The 17480-nt window shown below is 72.6% G+C and carries 17 protein-coding genes and 1 pseudogene; 12 read left to right on the forward strand and 6 right to left on the reverse strand.

Annotation, left to right across the window (positions count from 1 at the left end; genetic code table 11):
- The first annotated feature begins 7 nt into the window (after positions 1-7).
- The 4 genes and pseudogenes from lspA to ACTHAM_RS12000 form a co-directional block, all read left to right on the forward strand.
- Positions 8-715, forward strand: a complete 708-nt coding sequence (gene lspA, locus ACTHAM_RS11985; RefSeq protein WP_440687702.1) for a signal peptidase II — start codon at positions 8-10, stop codon at positions 713-715.
- Positions 708-1643: an RluA family pseudouridine synthase gene (locus tag ACTHAM_RS11990; RefSeq protein ID WP_440687704.1), complete on the forward strand. Its 936-nt coding sequence runs from the start codon at positions 708-710 to the stop codon at positions 1641-1643. Before lspA ends, ACTHAM_RS11990 begins: the two co-directional genes overlap by 8 nt.
- Positions 1644-1751: 108 nt before the next feature.
- Positions 1752-5309, forward strand: coding sequence for a DNA polymerase III subunit alpha (gene dnaE / locus ACTHAM_RS11995; RefSeq protein WP_440687706.1), 3558 nt, complete (start codon positions 1752-1754; stop codon positions 5307-5309).
- A gap of 128 nt (positions 5310-5437) precedes the next feature.
- Positions 5438-5680 (forward strand): annotated as a pseudogene (locus tag ACTHAM_RS12000) (SRPBCC domain-containing protein); the annotation flags it as partial.
- Positions 5681-5815: 135 nt separating this feature from the next.
- Here ACTHAM_RS12000 and ACTHAM_RS12005 read toward each other — a convergent pair.
- Positions 5816-6034 carry an RNA-binding S4 domain-containing protein gene (locus ACTHAM_RS12005; protein ID WP_440687708.1) on the reverse strand — a complete coding sequence of 73 codons (219 nt, stop codon included), beginning with the start codon at positions 6032-6034 and terminating at the stop codon, positions 5816-5818.
- A gap of 75 nt (positions 6035-6109) precedes the next feature.
- On the opposite strand from ACTHAM_RS12005, the gene hisD reads away from it, so the two are divergent.
- The 7 genes from hisD to ACTHAM_RS12040 all read left to right on the forward strand — a co-directional run bounded on the left by hisD (position 6110) and on the right by ACTHAM_RS12040 (position 12125).
- Complete coding sequence (hisD, locus tag ACTHAM_RS12010; protein ID WP_440687710.1) at positions 6110-7432, forward strand: histidinol dehydrogenase; 1323 nt, start codon at positions 6110-6112, stop codon at positions 7430-7432.
- A gap of 43 nt (positions 7433-7475) precedes the next feature.
- Positions 7476-8591, forward strand: coding sequence for a histidinol-phosphate transaminase (locus ACTHAM_RS12015; protein ID WP_440687712.1), 1116 nt, complete (start codon positions 7476-7478; stop codon positions 8589-8591).
- Positions 8592-8617: 26 nt separating this feature from the next.
- A complete protein-coding gene (gene hisB / locus ACTHAM_RS12020; protein WP_440687774.1) occupies positions 8618-9199 on the forward strand; it encodes an imidazoleglycerol-phosphate dehydratase HisB in 582 nt (193 codons plus the stop codon).
- Positions 9196-9873: a hypothetical protein gene (locus tag ACTHAM_RS12025; RefSeq protein WP_440687714.1), complete on the forward strand. Its 678-nt coding sequence runs from the start codon at positions 9196-9198 to the stop codon at positions 9871-9873. The genes hisB and ACTHAM_RS12025 overlap by 4 nt, the downstream gene beginning before the upstream one ends.
- Positions 9874-9933: 60 nt before the next feature.
- Entirely contained in the window at positions 9934-10581 is a 648-nt protein-coding gene (gene hisH, locus ACTHAM_RS12030; RefSeq protein WP_440687716.1) for an imidazole glycerol phosphate synthase subunit HisH, read from the forward strand.
- Between the two features lie 62 nt (positions 10582-10643).
- Positions 10644-11384 (forward strand): bifunctional 1-(5-phosphoribosyl)-5-((5-phosphoribosylamino)methylideneamino)imidazole-4-carboxamide isomerase/phosphoribosylanthranilate isomerase PriA, encoded by a 741-nt coding sequence (gene priA / locus ACTHAM_RS12035; protein WP_440687718.1) that lies wholly within the window; start codon positions 10644-10646, stop codon positions 11382-11384.
- Positions 11385-12125 carry an SseB family protein gene (locus ACTHAM_RS12040; protein ID WP_440687720.1) on the forward strand — a complete coding sequence of 247 codons (741 nt, stop codon included), beginning with the start codon at positions 11385-11387 and terminating at the stop codon, positions 12123-12125.
- Between the two features lie 25 nt (positions 12126-12150).
- On the opposite strand, the gene ACTHAM_RS12045 is transcribed toward ACTHAM_RS12040, so the two are convergent.
- The 3 genes from ACTHAM_RS12045 to ACTHAM_RS12055 are packed head-to-tail and all read right to left on the reverse strand — an operon-like array spanning position 12151 to position 14045.
- On the reverse strand, positions 12151-12561 hold the full coding sequence (locus ACTHAM_RS12045; RefSeq protein WP_440687722.1) for a spore germination protein GerW family protein: 411 nt from the start codon (positions 12559-12561) through the stop codon (positions 12151-12153).
- Between the two features lie 15 nt (positions 12562-12576).
- Positions 12577-13326: a S1C family serine protease gene (locus ACTHAM_RS12050; protein ID WP_440687724.1), complete on the reverse strand. Its 750-nt coding sequence runs from the start codon at positions 13324-13326 to the stop codon at positions 12577-12579.
- Positions 13323-14045: a hypothetical protein gene (locus ACTHAM_RS12055; RefSeq protein WP_440687726.1), complete on the reverse strand. Its 723-nt coding sequence runs from the start codon at positions 14043-14045 to the stop codon at positions 13323-13325. The genes ACTHAM_RS12050 and ACTHAM_RS12055 overlap by 4 nt, the downstream gene beginning before the upstream one ends.
- Before the next feature lie 127 nt (positions 14046-14172).
- Between ACTHAM_RS12055 and ACTHAM_RS12060 the strand changes: the two genes are divergently transcribed.
- Entirely contained in the window at positions 14173-15513 is a 1341-nt protein-coding gene (locus tag ACTHAM_RS12060) for an MFS transporter (RefSeq protein WP_440687728.1), read from the forward strand.
- Here the strand turns inward: ACTHAM_RS12060 and ACTHAM_RS12065 are convergent.
- On the reverse strand, positions 15506-15868 hold the full coding sequence (locus ACTHAM_RS12065) for a DUF1844 domain-containing protein (RefSeq protein ID WP_440687730.1): 363 nt from the start codon (positions 15866-15868) through the stop codon (positions 15506-15508). The genes ACTHAM_RS12060 and ACTHAM_RS12065 overlap by 8 nt on opposite strands.
- A 128-nt stretch (positions 15869-15996) precedes the next feature.
- Positions 15997-17448, reverse strand: coding sequence for a catalase (locus ACTHAM_RS12070; RefSeq protein WP_440687732.1), 1452 nt, complete (start codon positions 17446-17448; stop codon positions 15997-15999).
- Between the last annotated feature and the right edge of the window lie 32 nt (positions 17449-17480).

The raw sequence follows: 17480 nt of genomic DNA on the forward strand, positions 1-17480 counted from the left end.
GTCCCCGATGGACCCTGTCGAGGATCCTGCGGCGCCCGCGCCGGACCCTGAGGCTGGATCACGCGATGTCGTCGACCACGCCGCGGCCATCAGCCCTCGGCGTCGACGGCAGCTGCTGCTGACGTTCGCACTGATCACGCTCGTGGTGCTGGCGGCTGACCAGCTCTCCAAGGCCTGGGCGCTGTCGGCGCTGGAGCCGGGCACCCGCACGCCCTTGCTGGGCGACCTCTTCGGGCTCCAGCTGATCCGCAACTCCGGCGCCGCACTGAGCCTGGCCAACGGGATGACCTGGGTGCTCACGGTGGTGGCCTGCGTGGTCGTCGTCGTCGTGATCCGGGCCTCGCGGCGGCTGGGGTCCCTCGGCTGGGCACTCGCCTTCGGCCTGCTGCTCGGTGGAGCGCTCGGCAACCTGGTCGACCGCTTCTGGCGCGAACCGGGCTTCGCCCGCGGTCACGTGGTGGACTTCCTGGCCTACGGCAACTGGTTCATCGGCAACGTCGCCGACATCGCCATCGTGGCCGCCGCGGGGTTGGTCATGATCCTCGCGCTGCGCGGGGTCGGTCTGGACGGTGCCCGGGAGTCGGACGGGCACGACGTGCCGTCGGTCGCGCCCTCGACGTCCGACGAGGAGGCTCCGGGGCGCACGGAAGCGGTGCAGGACGACCCGGTGCAGGACGACCGGGCGACGCCCGGGGCGGAGGAGACCCGTGCCTGAGACCCGTGCGCTGCCGGTCCCGGACGGTCTTGCCGGTGAGCGGGTCGACGCGGCGCTCTCGCGGCTGCTCGGCCTGTCGCGGACCCGGGCCGCCGAGATCGCTTCCGGGGGCGGGGTGCTCGTCGACGGTCGCCCGGTCGGGAAGTCGGACCGGCTGCCGGCGGGCGCGTGGCTCGAGGTGGAGATCCCCGACGTGCGTCCGCGTGCCGTCGAGGTGGTCCCCGAGCCGGTGCCGGGCATGCAGATCGTGCACGACGACGAGGACCTGGTGGTCGTGGACAAGCCCGTGGGCGTGGCTGCTCACCCCTCGCCGGGGTGGACGGGTCCGACGGTGGTCGGGGCGTTGGCGGCGGCCGGCTACCGCATCTCGACCTCCGGTGCGGCCGAGCGGCAGGGCGTCGTGCACCGGTTGGACGCGGGGACCTCGGGTCTGATGGTCGTGGCCAAGAGCGAGCACGCGTACACGGTGCTCAAGCGCGCGTTCAAGGAGCGCACCGTCGAGAAGGTCTACCACGCGCTCGTGCAGGGGCACCCGGAGCCCACCACGGGCACCATCGACGCCCCCATCGGCCGGCACCCGTCGGCGGAGTGGAAGTTCGCGGTCGTGGCCGACGGCAAGCCCTCGATCACGCACTACGAGGTGCTGGAGATGCTCCCGTCGGCCTCGTTGGTCGAGGTGCACCTGGAGACGGGCCGGACGCACCAGATCCGCGTGCACTTCTCGGCGCTGCGGCACCCGTGCGTCGGGGACCTGGCGTACGGCGCCGACCCCGCGCTGGCGCAGCGGGTAGGGCTGTCCCGCCAGTGGCTGCACGCCGTGCGGCTCGGTTTCGAGCACCCGGGCACGGGCAGCTGGCTCGAGCTCACCAGCGACTACCCGGACGACCTCGCCCATGCCCTCGAGGTGCTCGGCGACGGTTACCGCTGAGGCTCGTGCGCGTCCCCCGCGGCACGTGACGCACGTCGGGCCGCGGGGGTCGCGCGGACCGGGCCGGGCGGGCCGGTCATGTCGGTCGGGCCGCTTAGGATGACCGGCATGGCATCTGGAGGATCTGACTTCGTCCACCTCCACGTGCACACCGAGTACTCGATGCTCGACGGCGCCGCGCGCATCGGCGAGCTGCTCGACGAGGTCGAGCGCCTGGGCCAGTCGTCCATCGCGATCACCGACCACGGGTACCTGTTCGGCGCGTACGAGTTCTACGCGAAGGCCAAGGCGCACGGCATCAAGCCGATCATCGGCATCGAGGCCTACGTCACGCCGGGCACCAGCCGGTTCGACCAGACGCGCGTGCGCTGGGGCGAGGCGCACCAGGCCTCCGACGACGTCTCGGCGCGCGGTGCCTACACGCACCTGACGCTGCTGTCCGAGACGACGCAGGGCATGCACAACCTGTTCCGCATGGGCTCGCTGGCCTCGCTGGACGGGCAGATGGGCAAGTGGCCCCGCATGGACCGCGAGCTGTTCCAGACCTACCACCAGGGTCTGATCGCGACGAGCGGCTGCCCCTCGGGCGAGATCCAGACGCGCCTGCGCCTGGGTCACTACGACGAGGCGCTGCGCGCGGCCGGTGAGCTGCAGGACCTGTTCGGCAAGGAGAACTTCTTCGTCGAGCTGATGGACCACGGGCTCGACATCGAGCGCAGGGTCTTCAAGGACCTGCTGCGCGTGGCCGAGCAGATCGGCGCGCCCCTGGTGGCCACCAACGACCTGCACTACACGCGCAAGGAGGACGCGCACGCCCACGAGGTGCTCCTGGCGGTCCAGTCCGGCTCGACGCTCGACGAACCCACGTACGACCAGGGCGGTTCGCGGTTCGCCTTCGGCGGCGACGGCTACTACGTGAAGTCCGCCGAGGAGATGCGCCGCACGTGGGCCGAGCTGCCCGAGGCGTGCGACAACACGCTGCTCATCGCGGAGCGCTGCCAGGTCGAGTTCCCGACCGGCGCGAACTACATGCCGCGCTTTCCCGTGCCCGAGGGCGAGGACGAGAACTCCTGGTTCATCAAGGAGGTCGAGCGCGGCCTGCAGCGGCGCTACAAGGGCCACGTGCCCGACGACGTGCGCGCGCAGGCGGCCTACGAGACCGACGTCATCGTCCAGCTCGGCTTCTCCGGCTACTTCCTCGTCGTGGCCGACTTCATCGGCTGGGCCAGGGAGCAGGGCATCCGTGTCGGGCCGGGCCGTGGGTCGGCCGCCGGCTCGATGGCGTCGTACGCCATGGGCATCACGGAGCTGGACCCGCTCCAGCACGGGCTGATCTTCGAGCGGTTCCTCAACCCCGAGCGCGTGTCCTGGCCCGACGTCGACGTCGACTTCGACGAGCGTCGGCGCGGCGAGGTCATCCGGTACGTCACCGAGAAGTACGGCGACGACCGGGTCGCGCAGATCGTCACCTACGGCACCATCAAGGCCAAGCAGGCCCTGAAGGACTCCTCGCGCGTGCTGGGCTTCCCGTTCGCGATGGGGGAGAAGCTCACCAAGGCGATGCCGCCGCCCGTCATGGGCAAGGACATCCCGTTGTCGGGCATGTACGACCCGGAGCACCCGCGCTACGCCGAGGCCGAGGAGTTCCGGCAGGTCGTCGCGGCCGACCCCGAGGCGCAGCGCGTGCTGGAGACGGCGCGCGGCCTGGAGAACCTCAAGCGGCAGTGGGGTGTGCACGCGGCTGGCGTGATCATGTCCAGCGAGCCGCTGATCGACATCATCCCGATCATGAAGCGCCCGCAGGACGGCGCGGTCATCACGCAGTTCGACTACCCGACGTCCGAGGGCCTCGGCCTGATCAAGATGGACTTCCTCGGGCTGCGCAACCTGACGATCCTCGACGACGCGCTGCGCAACATCGTCGCCAACGACAAGGCACCGATCGAGCTGGAGGACATCCCGCTCGACGACCCGGCCACGTACGAGCTGCTGGCCCGCGGCGACACGCTCGGGGTGTTCCAGCTCGACGGCGGACCGATGCGGGCACTGCTGCGTCAGATGCGCCCCGACAACTTCGAGGACATCTCTGCCGTCATCGCGCTGTACCGCCCGGGCCCGATGGGCATGAACTCGCACACGAACTACGCGCTGCGCAAGAACGGGCTGCAGCCGATCACGCCGATCCACCCCGAGCTCGAGGCGCCGCTGGCGGAGGTGCTCGACGGCACCTACGGCCTGATCGTGTACCAGGAGCAGGTGCAGAAGGCCGCCCAGGTGCTGGCGGGGTACTCCCTCGGTCAGGCCGACCTGCTGCGCCGCGCCATGGGCAAGAAGAAGAAGGAGATCCTCGACAAGGAGTTCGTGCCCTTCGAGGCGGGGATGAGCGAGCGTGGGTACTCCAAGCCCGCGATCCAGGCGGTGTGGGACACCCTGGTCCCGTTCGCCGGCTACGCGTTCAACAAGGCGCACTCTGCCGGGTACGGCGTGGTCTCGTACTGGACGGCGTTCCTCAAGGCGAACTACCCGACCGAGTACATGGCGGGCCTGCTGACCTCGGTCGGCGACGACAAGGACAAGTCAGCCCTGTACCTGGGCGAGTGCCGCCGCATGGGCATCACCGTGCTGCCGCCCGACGTGAACTCCTCCTCGGCGCTGTTCACCGCGGTGGGCGTCGACATCCGGTTCGGCCTGACGGCGGTGCGCAACGTGGGCGCCAACGTGGTCGACGCGATCGTGCGCACCCGCGAGGAGAAGGGCGCGTTCACGTCCTTCACCGACTTCCTGGACAAGGTGCCGGCGGTGGTCTGCAACAAGCGGACCATCGAGTCGCTCATCAAGGCGGGTGCCTTCGACTCCCTCGGACACCCGCGTCGTGCGCTGCTGCTGGTGCACGAGCAGGCCGTCGACTCCGTGATCGGCGTCAAGCGCAAGGAGGCGGAGGGCCAGTTCGACCTGTTCGCCGACCTCATGGGCGGAGACGACCAGGCCACCGGGTTCGCCGTGACGATCCCGGACCTGCCCGACTGGGACAAGAAGCAGCGGTTGCAGTTCGAGCGCGAGATGCTCGGCCTGTACGTGTCGGACCACCCGTTGTCCGGGCTGGAGCACGTGCTGTCGGCCGCGGCCGACGTCTCGATCGCGACGCTCAACGCCGACGAGGCGCGCCCCGACGGGTCGACGGTCGTGGTGGCCGGCCTGATCACCTCGTTGCAGCGCAAGATGTCCAAGCAGGGCAACCCGTGGGCCGCCGTGACCATCGAGGACATGGAGGGTGCCGTCGAGGTCATGTTCTTCGGTGAGACGTACCTGGCCTACTCCACGGTGCTGGCCGAGGACGCCGTCGTGGTGATCCGGGGCCGTGTGCGGCGGCGTGACGACCAGATGCAGCTGCAGGCGATGGAGGTGTCGCTGCCCGACGTGTCCCAGGCGGCCGACGCGCCCGTCGTGGTGTCGTTGGCGGTCGGGCGGTGCACGCCCCCCGTGGTCGAGCGTTTGCGTGAGGTGCTCTCGACGCACCCGGGTGTCACCGAGGTCCACCTGCGGCTGACGCAGCCGGGTCGGGCCACGGTCATGCGACTCGAGGACGGCCTGCGTGTCGAACGTTCGCCGTCGCTGTACGGGGACCTCAAGGCGCTGCTCGGCCCGAGCTGCCTGCAGTCGGCCTGAGCGGGTCCTCAGGCGGCGAGGTCGGGCTGCACGTCGGCATGCAGGTCGTGCTCGACGACGGCACGGCGACGGGCGGCCGCACCGCGGGGAGCGCGCTCGGCGCGCTGCGACTGGACGGTCATGCGTCCGTGACGTCCCGCCGCGAGTACCCGACCGATCCGGCGGGCCTCTGGGACGTGGTGACGACGCCGGGCAGGCTGGCGCGCTGGCTCGGGCCCGTCTACGGCGAGCTCGTCCTGGGTGGCCGGTACGAGCTCCGCATGGGCGCCGACGATCCCGGCTCGAACCAGAACGCGACCGGCGGCGTGCGGTCCTGCGACCCGCCCCGGTCGTTCGCCGTCGAGTGGTGCTTCCCGGGTGAGCGGGCGAGCGAGGTCGAGGTCCGGGGCGAACCTGCGACTGGGACGCCCGCTTCACCGAGCTCCTCCCGGCATACCGGGCCGCCGCCGCACGGCCTGAAGCGCAGTGCGCCAGGCCCCTGGGGCCGCCGCCGCGCGAGGTCCGGGTCAGCCCACCTCGGCGGAGTTCGAGCCGCGGGGGTCGTCGACCTCCACCACGTCGCCCTTGCGGAGCTGACGGCCGCGGCGCCTGTCGAGCTCGCCGTTGACCCGTACCTCGCCCTCCTCGAGCAGTGTCCGCGCATCGGCGCCCGAGTCGGCCAGCCCGGCGAGCTTGAGGAACTGCCCGAGTCGGATGGAGTCGTCGGAGATCGGCACGATGGTCACCCGACCATCCTGCCAGGACCACGGGCGCGCCGGACGCGGACGGTGGGCTTCGTCCCGCGCGCCTAGACTCCTCGTGTGATCACCCGCATCGACCTGCGCGGTCGCACGCTGTCCCGCCGTGAGCTGCTCGCCGAGCTTCCCCGGGCGGAGGTCGACGTCGAGCACGCCGCCGACGTCGTCGCCCCGATCCTTGCCGACGTGCAGGCGCGAGGCGCCGCCGCGCTGCGGGACCTGGCCGAGCGGTTCGACGGGGTGCGCCCGCAGCACGTGCGGGTGCCGGCCGAGCTCGTGCAGGCCGCGGTCGGTGCCCTGGACCCGCAGGTGCGGGCTGCGCTCGAGGAGACGATCCGTCGGGTGCGCCAGGTGCACCGTGCGCAGCGACCGGCCGACTTCACGGTCCGGGTGGCGCCGGGTGCCCAGGTGCGCCAGCGGTGGATCCCGGTCCGCCGCGTGGGGCTGTACGTGCCCGGGGGGCTGGCCGTGTACCCGTCCTCGGTCGTGATGAACGTGGTCGCCGCGCAGGAGGCCGGGGTGGGTGCGCTGGCCGTGACCTCGCCCCCGCAGCAGGCCAACGGCGGTCTGCCCGACGCCGTGGTGCTCGCCACGTGCGCGCTGCTCGGCGTCGACGAGGTGTACGCCGCAGGTGGTGCGCAGGCCATCGCGATGCTCGCCTACGGTGCCGCGGGCAGCGAACCGGTCGACGGGGACACCCTGTGCGAGCCGGTCGACGTCATCACCGGCCCCGGCAACGTGTTCGTGACGGCCGCCAAGCGGCTCGTGCGGGGCGTCGTCGGCATCGACTCCGAGGCGGGGCCGACCGAGATCGCGATCCTGGCCGACGGCACCGCGAACCCCGACCACGTCGCCGCCGACCTGGTCTCGCAGGCCGAGCACGACCCGTTGGCCGCCTCGGTGCTGGTCACTCCGTCGGTCGAGCTGGTCGGCGCGGTCGAGGCCAAGCTGGTCGACCGGGCGGCCGCGACCAGGCACAGTGCCCGGGTGCAGACCTCGCTCGCGGGCCGGCAGTCGGCGATCGTGCTGGTCGACGACCTCGAGGCGGGTCTGGCCGTGGTCAACGCCTACGGTGCCGAGCACCTGGAGATCCAGACGGCGGACGCCGCCGCGGTTGCCGAGCGGGTCACCAGTGCCGGCGCCATCTTCGTGGGCCCCTACTCGCCGGTCTCGTTGGGTGACTACATGGCCGGCTCGAACCACGTGCTGCCGACCGGTGGCTGCGCGCACTTCACCTCGGGCCTGGGCGTGCACTCGTTCGTGCGTGCCGTGCAGGTCGTCGAGTACGACGCGGACGCGCTGTCGGCCGTGGCGGGACGGATCGTCGCGCTGGCCGATGCCGAGGGTCTGCCCGCCCACGGCGAGGCGGTGCAGGCGCGGTTCTGAACGGGCGCCGCAGGCACCGGTGCGGCGAACCTAGGATCGGCTCGTGACCGCCGAACTGACCCCTCCTGTGCTGCCGCTGCGTCCTGAGCTGGTCGGCCTCGAGCCCTACGGTGCCCCGCAGCTGGACGTGCCGTGCCTGCTGAACGTCAACGAGAACCCGTACGCGCCGTCCGCCCAGGTCGTGGCGTCGATCGCGGCGGCGGTCACCGAGGCGGCCGCGGGCCTCAACCGGTACCCGGACCGGGACTTCCCGGCGCTGCGGGCCGATCTGGCCGCCTACCTGCTGGCCGAGTCGGGGGTGCCGCTGGCGCCCGAGCAGCTGTGGGCGGCGAACGGCTCGAACGAGATCATGCTGCACGTCCTGCAGGCGTTCGGCGGTCCGGGGCGTACGGCGCTGTCGTTCGCGCCGACGTACTCGATGTACCCCGAGTACGCGCGTGACACGTCGACCGGCTGGGTGGCCGGCCGCCGCGAGGACGACTTCAGCCTCGACGTCGACGTGGCCCGTGCCGCGATCGCCGAGCACCACCCGTCGGTGGTGCTGCTGGCCAGCCCGAACAACCCGACGGGCACGGCACTGCCGCGCCAGACCGTCCTCGGGGTCCTCGAGGCGGCCAGGCACGTGCCCGGTGGCTGCGTCGTGGTGGTCGACGAGGCGTACGCGGAGTTCCGCCGTCGGGGCACGCCCTCGGCGCTCGAGCTGCTGGCCGACCACCCGCACCTGGCGGTGAGCCGGACCATGTCGAAGGCGTTCGGCATGGCCGGCGCCCGGGTGGGCTACCTCGCGGCGGCGCCGGCCCTCGTGGACGCCCTGCGCGTGGTCCGGTTGCCCTACCACCTGTCGGCCGTGACGCAGGCCGTGGCCCGGGCGGCGCTCGCGCACGCCCCCGAGCTGATGGCGCAGGTCGGCGCGCTGCGCGACGAGCGGGACGCGCTCGTGGAATGGTTGCGTGCGCACGACCTGCAGGTCGCGGACTCCGACGCCAACTTCGTGCTGTTCGGGACGTTCGCCGACCGCGGTGCGGTGTGGCAGGGCCTGCTCGACCGCGGGGTGCTGATCCGCGAGGTCGGGCCGCAAGGATGGTTGCGGGTGTCAGTCGGCACACCGCAGGAGACGGCGGCGTTCAAGGACGCCCTGGTGGAGGTGGCGGGACTGTGAGCGGCGAGCAGCGGCGGACGGCGCGCATCGAGCGCGCCACCAGCGAGTCGAGCGTGCTCGTCGAGCTGGACCTGGACGGTACGGGCCGGACGGACATCTCGACGACGGTGCCGTTCTACGACCACATGCTCACGGCCCTGGGCAAGCACTCGCTCATCGACCTGACGGTGCGCGCCACCGGAGACACCGACATCGACGTGCACCACACGGTCGAGGACGTCGCGATCGTGATCGGAGAGGCGCTGCGTGCGGCGCTCGGCGACAAGCGGGGCATCGCGCGCTACGGCGACGCGACCGTGCCGTTGGACGAGGCGCTCGTGCAGGCCGTGGTCGACGTCTCCGGTCGCCCGTACCTGGTGCACAGCGGTGAGCCCGAGGGGCAGGAGTACCACCTGATCGGCGGGCACTTCACGGGTTCGCTGACCCGCCACGTGCTGGAGTCGATCGCGCACCACGCCGCGTTCACCGTGCACGTGCGGGTGCTGGCCGGTCGCGACCCGCACCACATCGTGGAGGCGCAGTTCAAGGCCCTCGCCCGTGCACTGCGGGCGGCGGTGGCGATCGACCCGCGCGTCGACGGGATCCCCTCCACCAAGGGCGCCCTGTGACGAGCGTCGGCCCCGACGGCCCGCGCGAGCACGACCAGGACCCGGACGACCCGCTGGTGGGGTTCGAGGTGCCGGACGACCTGTCCTCGCTGTTCGAGGACGTGGACGTGGACGCCGCCCCGCTCGGCGGTTCCGTGCCCTCGTCCGATGCGGGCACGGACGGGCGGTCAGGTGCGGGCCGGGGCACCGGCGCGACGCAGGACGAGTCGATCGTCGTCCCCGACGACCTGGGTGCGCTCGCGGCCCAGGAGGTGCCGACCGTCGCGCTCGTCGTGACCCAGGTGGCCGCACCCGGCCCTCTGGCCGCGATCTGCTCGCTGGTGAAGGTCGAGGTCGACGCGGTGGCCTCGCCCATCGGGGCGATCGCCGTGCTGCGCGACCCGGCGGAGGCGGCCACGGCCACCCGGGCGGTCTCGCAGCGCCTGCGCGGTCTGCCGGTCGTGCTGCTCGAGCGCCGTGCGGAGCGTGTCACCGCGACGCAGTGGAGCGACGGCGAGCTCGTCGAGGAGCTGCCGTCGGGGCTGGTGCTCTCCGACGCGCCGCAGGTGCTCGAGGACCTGCTGCTGCACGACGCCCCGGTCGCCTCGATCGACGGCGTCGTCACGAGCGTGGGCTTGTCGCGGTGGCGGGCGATGCGCTGGCTGACGACGCCGCCGAAGCGACCGAAGGGCTGACGCGGCCCGGTCGCTGGACGTGCATCCGGGGTGCCGCGCGGCGCCCGGTACCCTGACCAGGTGTCCCAGCCTCGTGTCGTCGTCCTCGACTACGGCTTCGGCAACGTGCGCTCAGCCGTGCGCGCGCTGGAGCGTGTCGGCGCCCAGGTCGAGCTCACCGCCGACAAGGCAGCAGCCCAGGAGGCCGACGGTCTGGTCGTCCCCGGTGTGGGTGCCTTCGCCGCGGTGATGGCCGGTCTGCGTCAGGTCGGTGGCGACCAGGTCGTCGACCGTCGTCTGGCCGGTGGTCGGCCCGTGCTGGGCATCTGCGTCGGCATGCAGATCCTGTTCGCCGAGGGTGTCGAGCACGGGGTGCGTACCGACGGGCTGGGGGAGTGGCCCGGTGTGGTCGACCGCCTGCAGGCCGACGTGGTGCCCCACATGGGCTGGGCGACCGTCGAACCCCCGGAAGGCACGGTCCTCTTCGAGGGGATCGGCGACGAGCGCTTCTACTTCGTGCACTCCTACGCCGCCCGCACGTTCCCGCTGCACGAGCAGGTCCCCGCCGACTCGCGTCTGGCACCTCCGCGTGTGACCTGGGCCGACCACGGCGGCAGGTTCGTGGCCGCGGTCGAGAACGGTGCGCTGGCCGCCACGCAGTTCCACCCCGAGAAGTCCGGTGATGCCGGAGCCCAGCTGCTGCGTAACTGGGTCGGCACGCTGCGCTGACCCGCGGCCGACCGTTTCCGTAGCCGACACATCCGCCGACGAATCCCGTGCAGGAGACCACCATGACCGACCGCCTCGAGCTGCTGCCCGCCGTCGATGTCGCCGACGGGCAGGCAGTCCGCCTCGTCCAGGGCGAGGCCGGCTCCGAGACCGGCTACGGAGACCCTCTGGCGGCCGCGCTGGACTGGTACGTCGGTGGCGCGGAGTGGATCCACCTGGTCGACCTGGACGCCGCGTTCGGCCGGGGCTCCAACGCGGCGCTGCTCGCCGAGGTGACCGGCGAGCTCGCCGGCAAGGGTGTCAAGGTCGAGCTGTCCGGTGGTATCCGCGACGACGCCTCGCTCGAGCGGGCGCTGGCCACCGGCGCCACCCGGGTGAACCTCGGCACGGCCGCGCTGGAGGACCCGCAGTGGACGGCGCGGGTGCTGGCCAGCCACCGCGAGCAGGTGGCCGTCGGGCTCGACGTGCGAGGCACGACCCTGGCCGCACGCGGCTGGACGCAGGAGGGCGGGGACCTCTGGGAGGTGCTGGCTCGCCTGGAGGACGCCGGCTGCGCCCGGTACGTCGTCACGGACGTCACCAAGGACGGCACGTTGCGCGGCCCGAACCTGGACCTGCTGCGCCAGATGTGCGAGCGGACCGACGCCCCCGTGGTCGCCTCCGGCGGGGTGTCGAGCCTGGAGGACCTCGTGGCGTTGCGCACGCTGGTGCCGCTGGGCGTCGAGGGTGCGATCGTCGGCAAGGCGCTGTACGCCGGGGCGTTCACCTTGCCGCAGGCGCTGGACGTCGCCGGACGGCCCTGAGTGGCGTTGCGCGAGCTGCCCCCCTCCTCGCCGTTCGCGGCGGACGACGGTTCGGCGGACCCGACCGTGGTGGCAGCGTTGGCGTCCTTCGCCGCCGGAACCGGATCGGTGGCCGACGTGGTCGAGGCGCTGCGCGGCACGCGGGTGCTGGTGCCGGTGATGGCCGAGCTCGACGTGGCCGGCGCACGTGAGCACGAGGGTGTTGCGCACGTGGTCGACAAGGAGGCCACGACGGGCGTTGTCGCGCTGCAGGCCCCCGACGGGCGTACCGCGCTGCCGGTGTTCACCAGCGTGGCGAGCGTGGCCGCGTGGCGCACGCAGGCGCGTCCCGTACCCAGCGACATCGCCCGGGCCGCGCTGTCCGCGGTGCAGGAGGGCTGGGAGCTGGTCGTGGTCGACCCTGGTGGTCCCGTGACGGTGCTCCTGCCACGGACCGCGGTGTGGGCCCTGGCCCAGCAGCTGTCGTGGGAGCCCGCGGTGCGGGGGACGGGCGCCGAGAAGCAGGTGGACGGTGCGGTGCGTGCAGCGGTCGTGGCGGCCGTCGCGGACATGCCCGGGGTCGTCGAGGTCGACGCGCTGCCGGGCTTGCGCGCCGAGGTCGCAGTGGTCCTCGCGCTCGTGCCCGGGTTGCGGCGGGCGGAGCTCGACGCGGTGCTCGCGCAGGTCAACGCGGCGTTGGCCGCCTGCGAGGTCGTCGCCGAGCGTGTCGACTCGCTCGAGCTGCGTCTGCGCGGCGCCTGATCGCTGCGCCGCGCCCGACGGTCCGTCAGCGGCGACGCAGGACGCGCAGCGCGCAGACGGTGCCCAGCACGCTGATGGCGATGGCTCCGACGATCTGACCGCCGAGGATCACCCGGTTGAGGTCGAGCGTCGGTCGCCAGTGTGTGCCGTGCTCGTCGACGACGTACACACCGACGGGGCGCACCCGGATGCCGAAGCCCCCACCACCGCCCTCACCCTCGCTCACCGGGCCGTCCTGGCCGGCCACGGCGGTCTCGGACTCCGGGCGGTGCTCACCGACCCCGCCGCCCGACCCGGTCGCACCCATGACCTTGGCCACCGGGATCACCAGGACGCCGTCACGCTCGTAGGCCTCGCCGAAGACGCGCCGGACGCTGAGCGTGTCGCTCGCGGCGCGCACGATGGAGGTGGGGTCGAAGCGCGGGCTGTCGGACATGGTGCTCTCCTGGGATCAGCTGGTGGTGCAGGACGGGGACGGTGAGAACGCGGACTCGTCGTCCAGCATCGCGCGCAGCGTGCTGACGGGCACCACGTAGCTGAAGCCGTCCGAGCTCTTGGCGTAGACCACGCCGATCACGCGACCGTCGGCGTCGAGCGCAGCCGAGCCGGAGTTGCCGGGTTCGACGGGCGCGTCGGTCACGAGCACGTCGCCGAGGTTCTCGTTCAGGGGGTCCGTGGTGGTGCCCACGACCGTGCCGGAGGTGATGGTCAGCGCACCGCCCAGCGGGTACCCCACGACGGTCACCGGGTCACCGGCCGCCGGGTCCTGCGGTGCGAGCTCGGGCCAGGCCGGCAGCGCGTCGACGGTCCGCACGATCGCCAGGTCCGCCAGCGAGGCGGTGCTGGCTGCGGACGCGGCGACGTCCCTGCCGTCGTACGTGGCCAGCTGCAGCTGCTCGGAGTCGGCGACCACGTGCTTGTTCGTCACGAGCGTGTGCTCGTCGATGGCGAAGCCCGTCCCGGTGGACAGCGAGCCGCAGCCGACGTTGCGGATCCGCACCGTGATCCGTTGCGCGAGGTCGAACCCGTCGGGCGAGAGGTTCCCGCTGGACGTCGGTGCCGGGAGCGGCGTCCCGCTGGGCACGACGGACGTGGGTACGGGGGAGGGCATCGCCGGGAGCGCGTCGAGCGCGGCGCAGCCGCTCAGCGACACGGCTGCCACGGCGGTGACGGCCAGCGCGGGCAGCCGTCGGACTCTCACCTGTCGAGCTCCTGCTGCAGGGCCGTGTTGGCAGCCGTCGCCGCGTCGCACACCCGCTCCACGTCCTGCTCGAACCGGGCCAGGTCCGCCGCGTCGTAGGCGGCGGAGTCCTTGAGGTACTCGATGAGGCGCTGCTGACCGTCGACGCAGCTGGTCAGCGCCGTGGCGACCGTGCCGGCAGCCGCCGAGACGCGCGCCTGGTAGTCGGCGAGCTGTCGCTGCGACTCGGTGGCGTCACCCAGCTGGGCCTTCTCGTCGGCGAGCTCGGTGATGCGGGCCTGCGCGGTGGCCAGCTGGGCGCTGGTCGAGTCGAGCTCGGCCAATGCGGTGTCGAGGTCGACGCGGGTGACCGCCAGGTCCTCGCCGTGCTCGCGGGCGAGCGCCTCCCACTGCGCGGCGGTCGACTCCCACGCCTGGGTGGTGCGGACCATGCGGGCCACCAGCAGACCGGCCACGGCGACGACCAGCACGAGCGCGACCGCGAGCACGACCACGCCGGTGCGTCGGCGGTGCCTCGGAAGGGCTTCTGGTGACGCACCCGGGACGGGCGTGCCGGGCAGTTCCTCGAGGGTGGGGTCGACCACCGCGTCGAGCGGGTCACCGGGAGCCGCACCGACGGCGTCGAGCGGCCGACCGGGCGCGCCACCGGCGGTGTCGCCGGGCCAGGAGGCGTGCGGCGTCGGCGGCACGTGTCCTTCGGGCGCGGGTCCGCTGCTCACGCCGTCAGGATAAGGGTGCGCTGCGACACGTCGGCAGGTCGGCACCCGGGACGGACCGGGGCGATCCGGACGCGGGGGCTCCCGGGCCACGACCGGGCCGTGCGCGGTGCGTGCGACGATCGTCCGTGTGTCGTTGAGCCCCTACACCCGTCTGCTCGCACGCCCGGAGATCCTGCGGCTGGTCCTCATCGGCCTGGTCGCCCGGCTCCCGCACGCAGCCACCGGTGTCGTGGTGACCCTGCACGTGACGAGCACGCTCGGGTACAGCTACGGGGCGGCCGGGGTGGTCACCGCAGCGATGACGATCGGCATGGCGATCGGTGCGCCGTGGCGCGGTCGACGGGTCGACCGGATCGGTCTGCGCAAGGCCCTGGTGCCCACGGTGCTCGTCGAGTCGGCCGTGTGGATCGCCGCCCCGCACCTGGAGTACCGGCTGCTGGTGGTCGCGGCGTTCGTCGCCGGGGTGTTCCTGGTGCCGGTCTTCTCGGTGGTGCGGCAGTCGTTGGCGGTGCTGGTGCCGCCGGTGCAGCAGAAGACCGCGTACGCCCTGGACTCGGTGTGCACCGAGCTGACGTTCATGCTCGGGCCGGTGCTCGGTGTGCTGCTGGCGACCCAGGTGTCGACCGCTGCGGCATTGCTGACCATCGGTGCCTCGACCGTCGGTGCGGGCGTCGTCCTGATCTGGACGGACCCTCCGACCCGCAGCGAGCAGCCGGTGGACGCCGTCGAGGTGCCGGCGCCGGTCGCCGCCGACCGCTCACCGCTGCGCTCGCCCCAGGTGTGGGCGATCCTCGCAGCCGGCACTGCAGCCTCGCTGGTGCTGACCGGCACCGACCTGGGGATCGTCGCGCAGCTGCAGCACCTGGGCGCGAACGAGTCGATCGGCTGGGTCATCGCCGTGTGGGCGTTCGGCTCGGTCATCGGCGGTCTGGTCTACGGGGCCTCGCACCGCACGGTGCCGCCGCTCGCGCTGGTGCTGGCCATGTCGGTGCTGACCATCCCTGCCGCGTTCGCGAGCAGCGTGTGGACGGTGGCCGTGGCGGTCGTCATCGCCGGGCTGTTCTGCGCGCCCGCGCTCTCCTCGATCACCGCGGCGCTGGTGGCCGCCGTGCCCGAGGCGCGGCGCGGTGAGGTGCTTGGGTGGAGCGGGACGGCGAGCACGCTGGGCGGCTCGCTCGGGGCCCCGCTGATCGGTGTCGCGATCGACCGTGCGAGCCCGCAGGCGGGGTTCCTCGCCTCGGCGCTCATCGGGGTGGTGCTCACGGTCGTCGGGCTGGTGCTCCTGGGCGCCGTGCGTGCGCGGCGCGGCGTGGTCGCTGCTCCGGTGGTCCCGGAGCAGGCGCAGGACCAGGCGCAGGATCAGGCGCACGAGCAGGCGCGCCAGCCCGAGCCTGCGGCGAGCAGCGACGCGGCGCCCGTCAGCGGTGCGACACCGCGCGCCGCCGTCGGACCGGTCGAGGTCAGCTGACCGGGCCGGTGAACTTCTCGCCCGGTCCCTCGCCGGGTGCATCCGGGTAGGCGGACGCCTCCCGGAAGGCCAGCTGCAGCGACCGCAGTCCGTCGCGCAGCGAGCGCGCGTGCTGGCTGCCCAGGTCGGGCGCGGAGGCGGTGACCAGCGCGGCGAGCGCGGTGATCAGCTTGCGGGCCTCGTCGAGGTCCAGGTACTCGGCACCTGCACCGTGCGGGCCGTCCTCGGCCAGGCCGCACTTGACGGCGGCGGCGCTCATCAGGTGCACGGCGGCGGTCGTGATGACCTCGACGGCGGCGACGTCGGCGATGTCGCGTGTGGCCTGCGCGGAGGAGGTGTCGGGGGACTGGCTCATGGGGGCGATCCTCTCACCGCGACCCCGCTCCCCGGGTGCAGGCCGAGCTCGCCGCGTGCAGGCCGAGCGGGTCCGACTCTGTCCCCGGCACGCACGGGCCCGCGCGGCGCGTGCGTGCCGGGTGGGGCTCAGGCGCCCAGGTTCGCCCGCAGCTTCGCGCCGAGGTCGCCGTCCACGTGCGTCCAGTAGCCGATGGCCCGCTCACGGATGTCGTCGGTCTTCACCGCACCCACGTGACCGGTGATGGTCGCCAGGAACCGCTCGCGTGCCGCGTCGTCGAACACCTCGCGGTACAGCGTGCCGGCCTGCCCGAAGTCGTCGTCCTCGCTGTGCAGGGCCGCGGCGGCGCGCACGAGGGCACCGTCGGACTCCCACCCTGCGGACTCCGCGGCGCGCAGCGGGTCGGCGTGCGCCCCGCCGCGCGAGCTCGGTGCGTACACCGGGACGTCGGCGGCGTGGAACGAGTACCGGGCGGCGCCGTCCTTGTCGTAGGAGTGGGTGGGGGAGTGCGGGGCGTTCACCGGCAGCTGCGCATGGTTGGTCCCCACGCGGTACCGGTGCGCGTCGGCGTAGGAGAAGATCCGCGCGAGCAGCATCTTGTCCGGGCTGGTGGCGATGCCGGGCACGAAGTTGCTGGGGGCGAAGGTGGCCTGCTCGATCTGCGCGAAGTAGTTCTCCGGGTTGCGGTTCAGCTCCATCACCCCGACCTCGACCAGCGGGTAGTCGGCGTGCGGCCACACCTTGGTCAGGTCGAACGGGTTGAACCGGTAGTCGGCGGCGTCGGCGTACGGCATGACCTGCACCGACAGGGTCCACCGGGGGAAGTCGCCGGCCTCGACGTGCTCGTACAGGTCGCGGATGTGCAGGTCGGCGTCGGTCCCGGCCAGCTCGGCGGCCTGCTCGGCCGTGAGGTTCTCGATGCCCTGCTGGGTCTTGAAGTGGTACTTGACCCAGAACCGCTCACCGGCGGCGTTGATCCACTGGTACGTGTGCGAGCCGAACCCGTCCATGTGCCGCCACGAGGCGGGGATGCCGCGGTCCCCCATGAGCCAGGTCACCTGGTGCGCCGACTCCGGTGACAGGCTCCAGAAGTCCCACTGCATGTCGTTGTCGCGCAGGTGCGAGCCGGGCAGGCGCTTCTGCGAGCGGATGAAGTCGGGGAACTTGATGCCGTCCCGGATGAAGAACACCGGCGTGTTGTTGCCGACCAGGTCGTAGTTGCCCTCGGACGTGTAGAACTTCAGCGCGAACCCGCGCGGGTCACGCCACGTGTCGGGGGAGCCCAGCTCGCCGGCCACCGACGAGAACCGTGCCAGCAGCTCGGTCTGGACACCGGGCTGGAACACCGCGGCGCGGGTGTACGCCGACACGTCGCCGGTGACCCGGAACGTGCCGAACGCCCCGCCGCCCTTGGCGTGCACCACACGCTCCGGCACGCGCTCGCGGTTGAACTGCGCGAGCTTCTCGACCAGGTAGTGGTCGTGCAGCACGATCGGGCCGTCGGTGCCGACTGAGAGGGCGTGGCTGTCGGAGGCGACGGGTGCGCCGGAGGCGGTGGTGGTGGCGGGCACGTGGGGCATGGGCGTGGTTCTCCTCGGGGTGGGGGTGTGGA

It is taken from the genome of Cellulomonas soli (assembly GCF_052036975.1).
Lineage (GTDB): Bacteria > Actinomycetota > Actinomycetes > Actinomycetales > Cellulomonadaceae > Cellulomonas > Cellulomonas soli_A.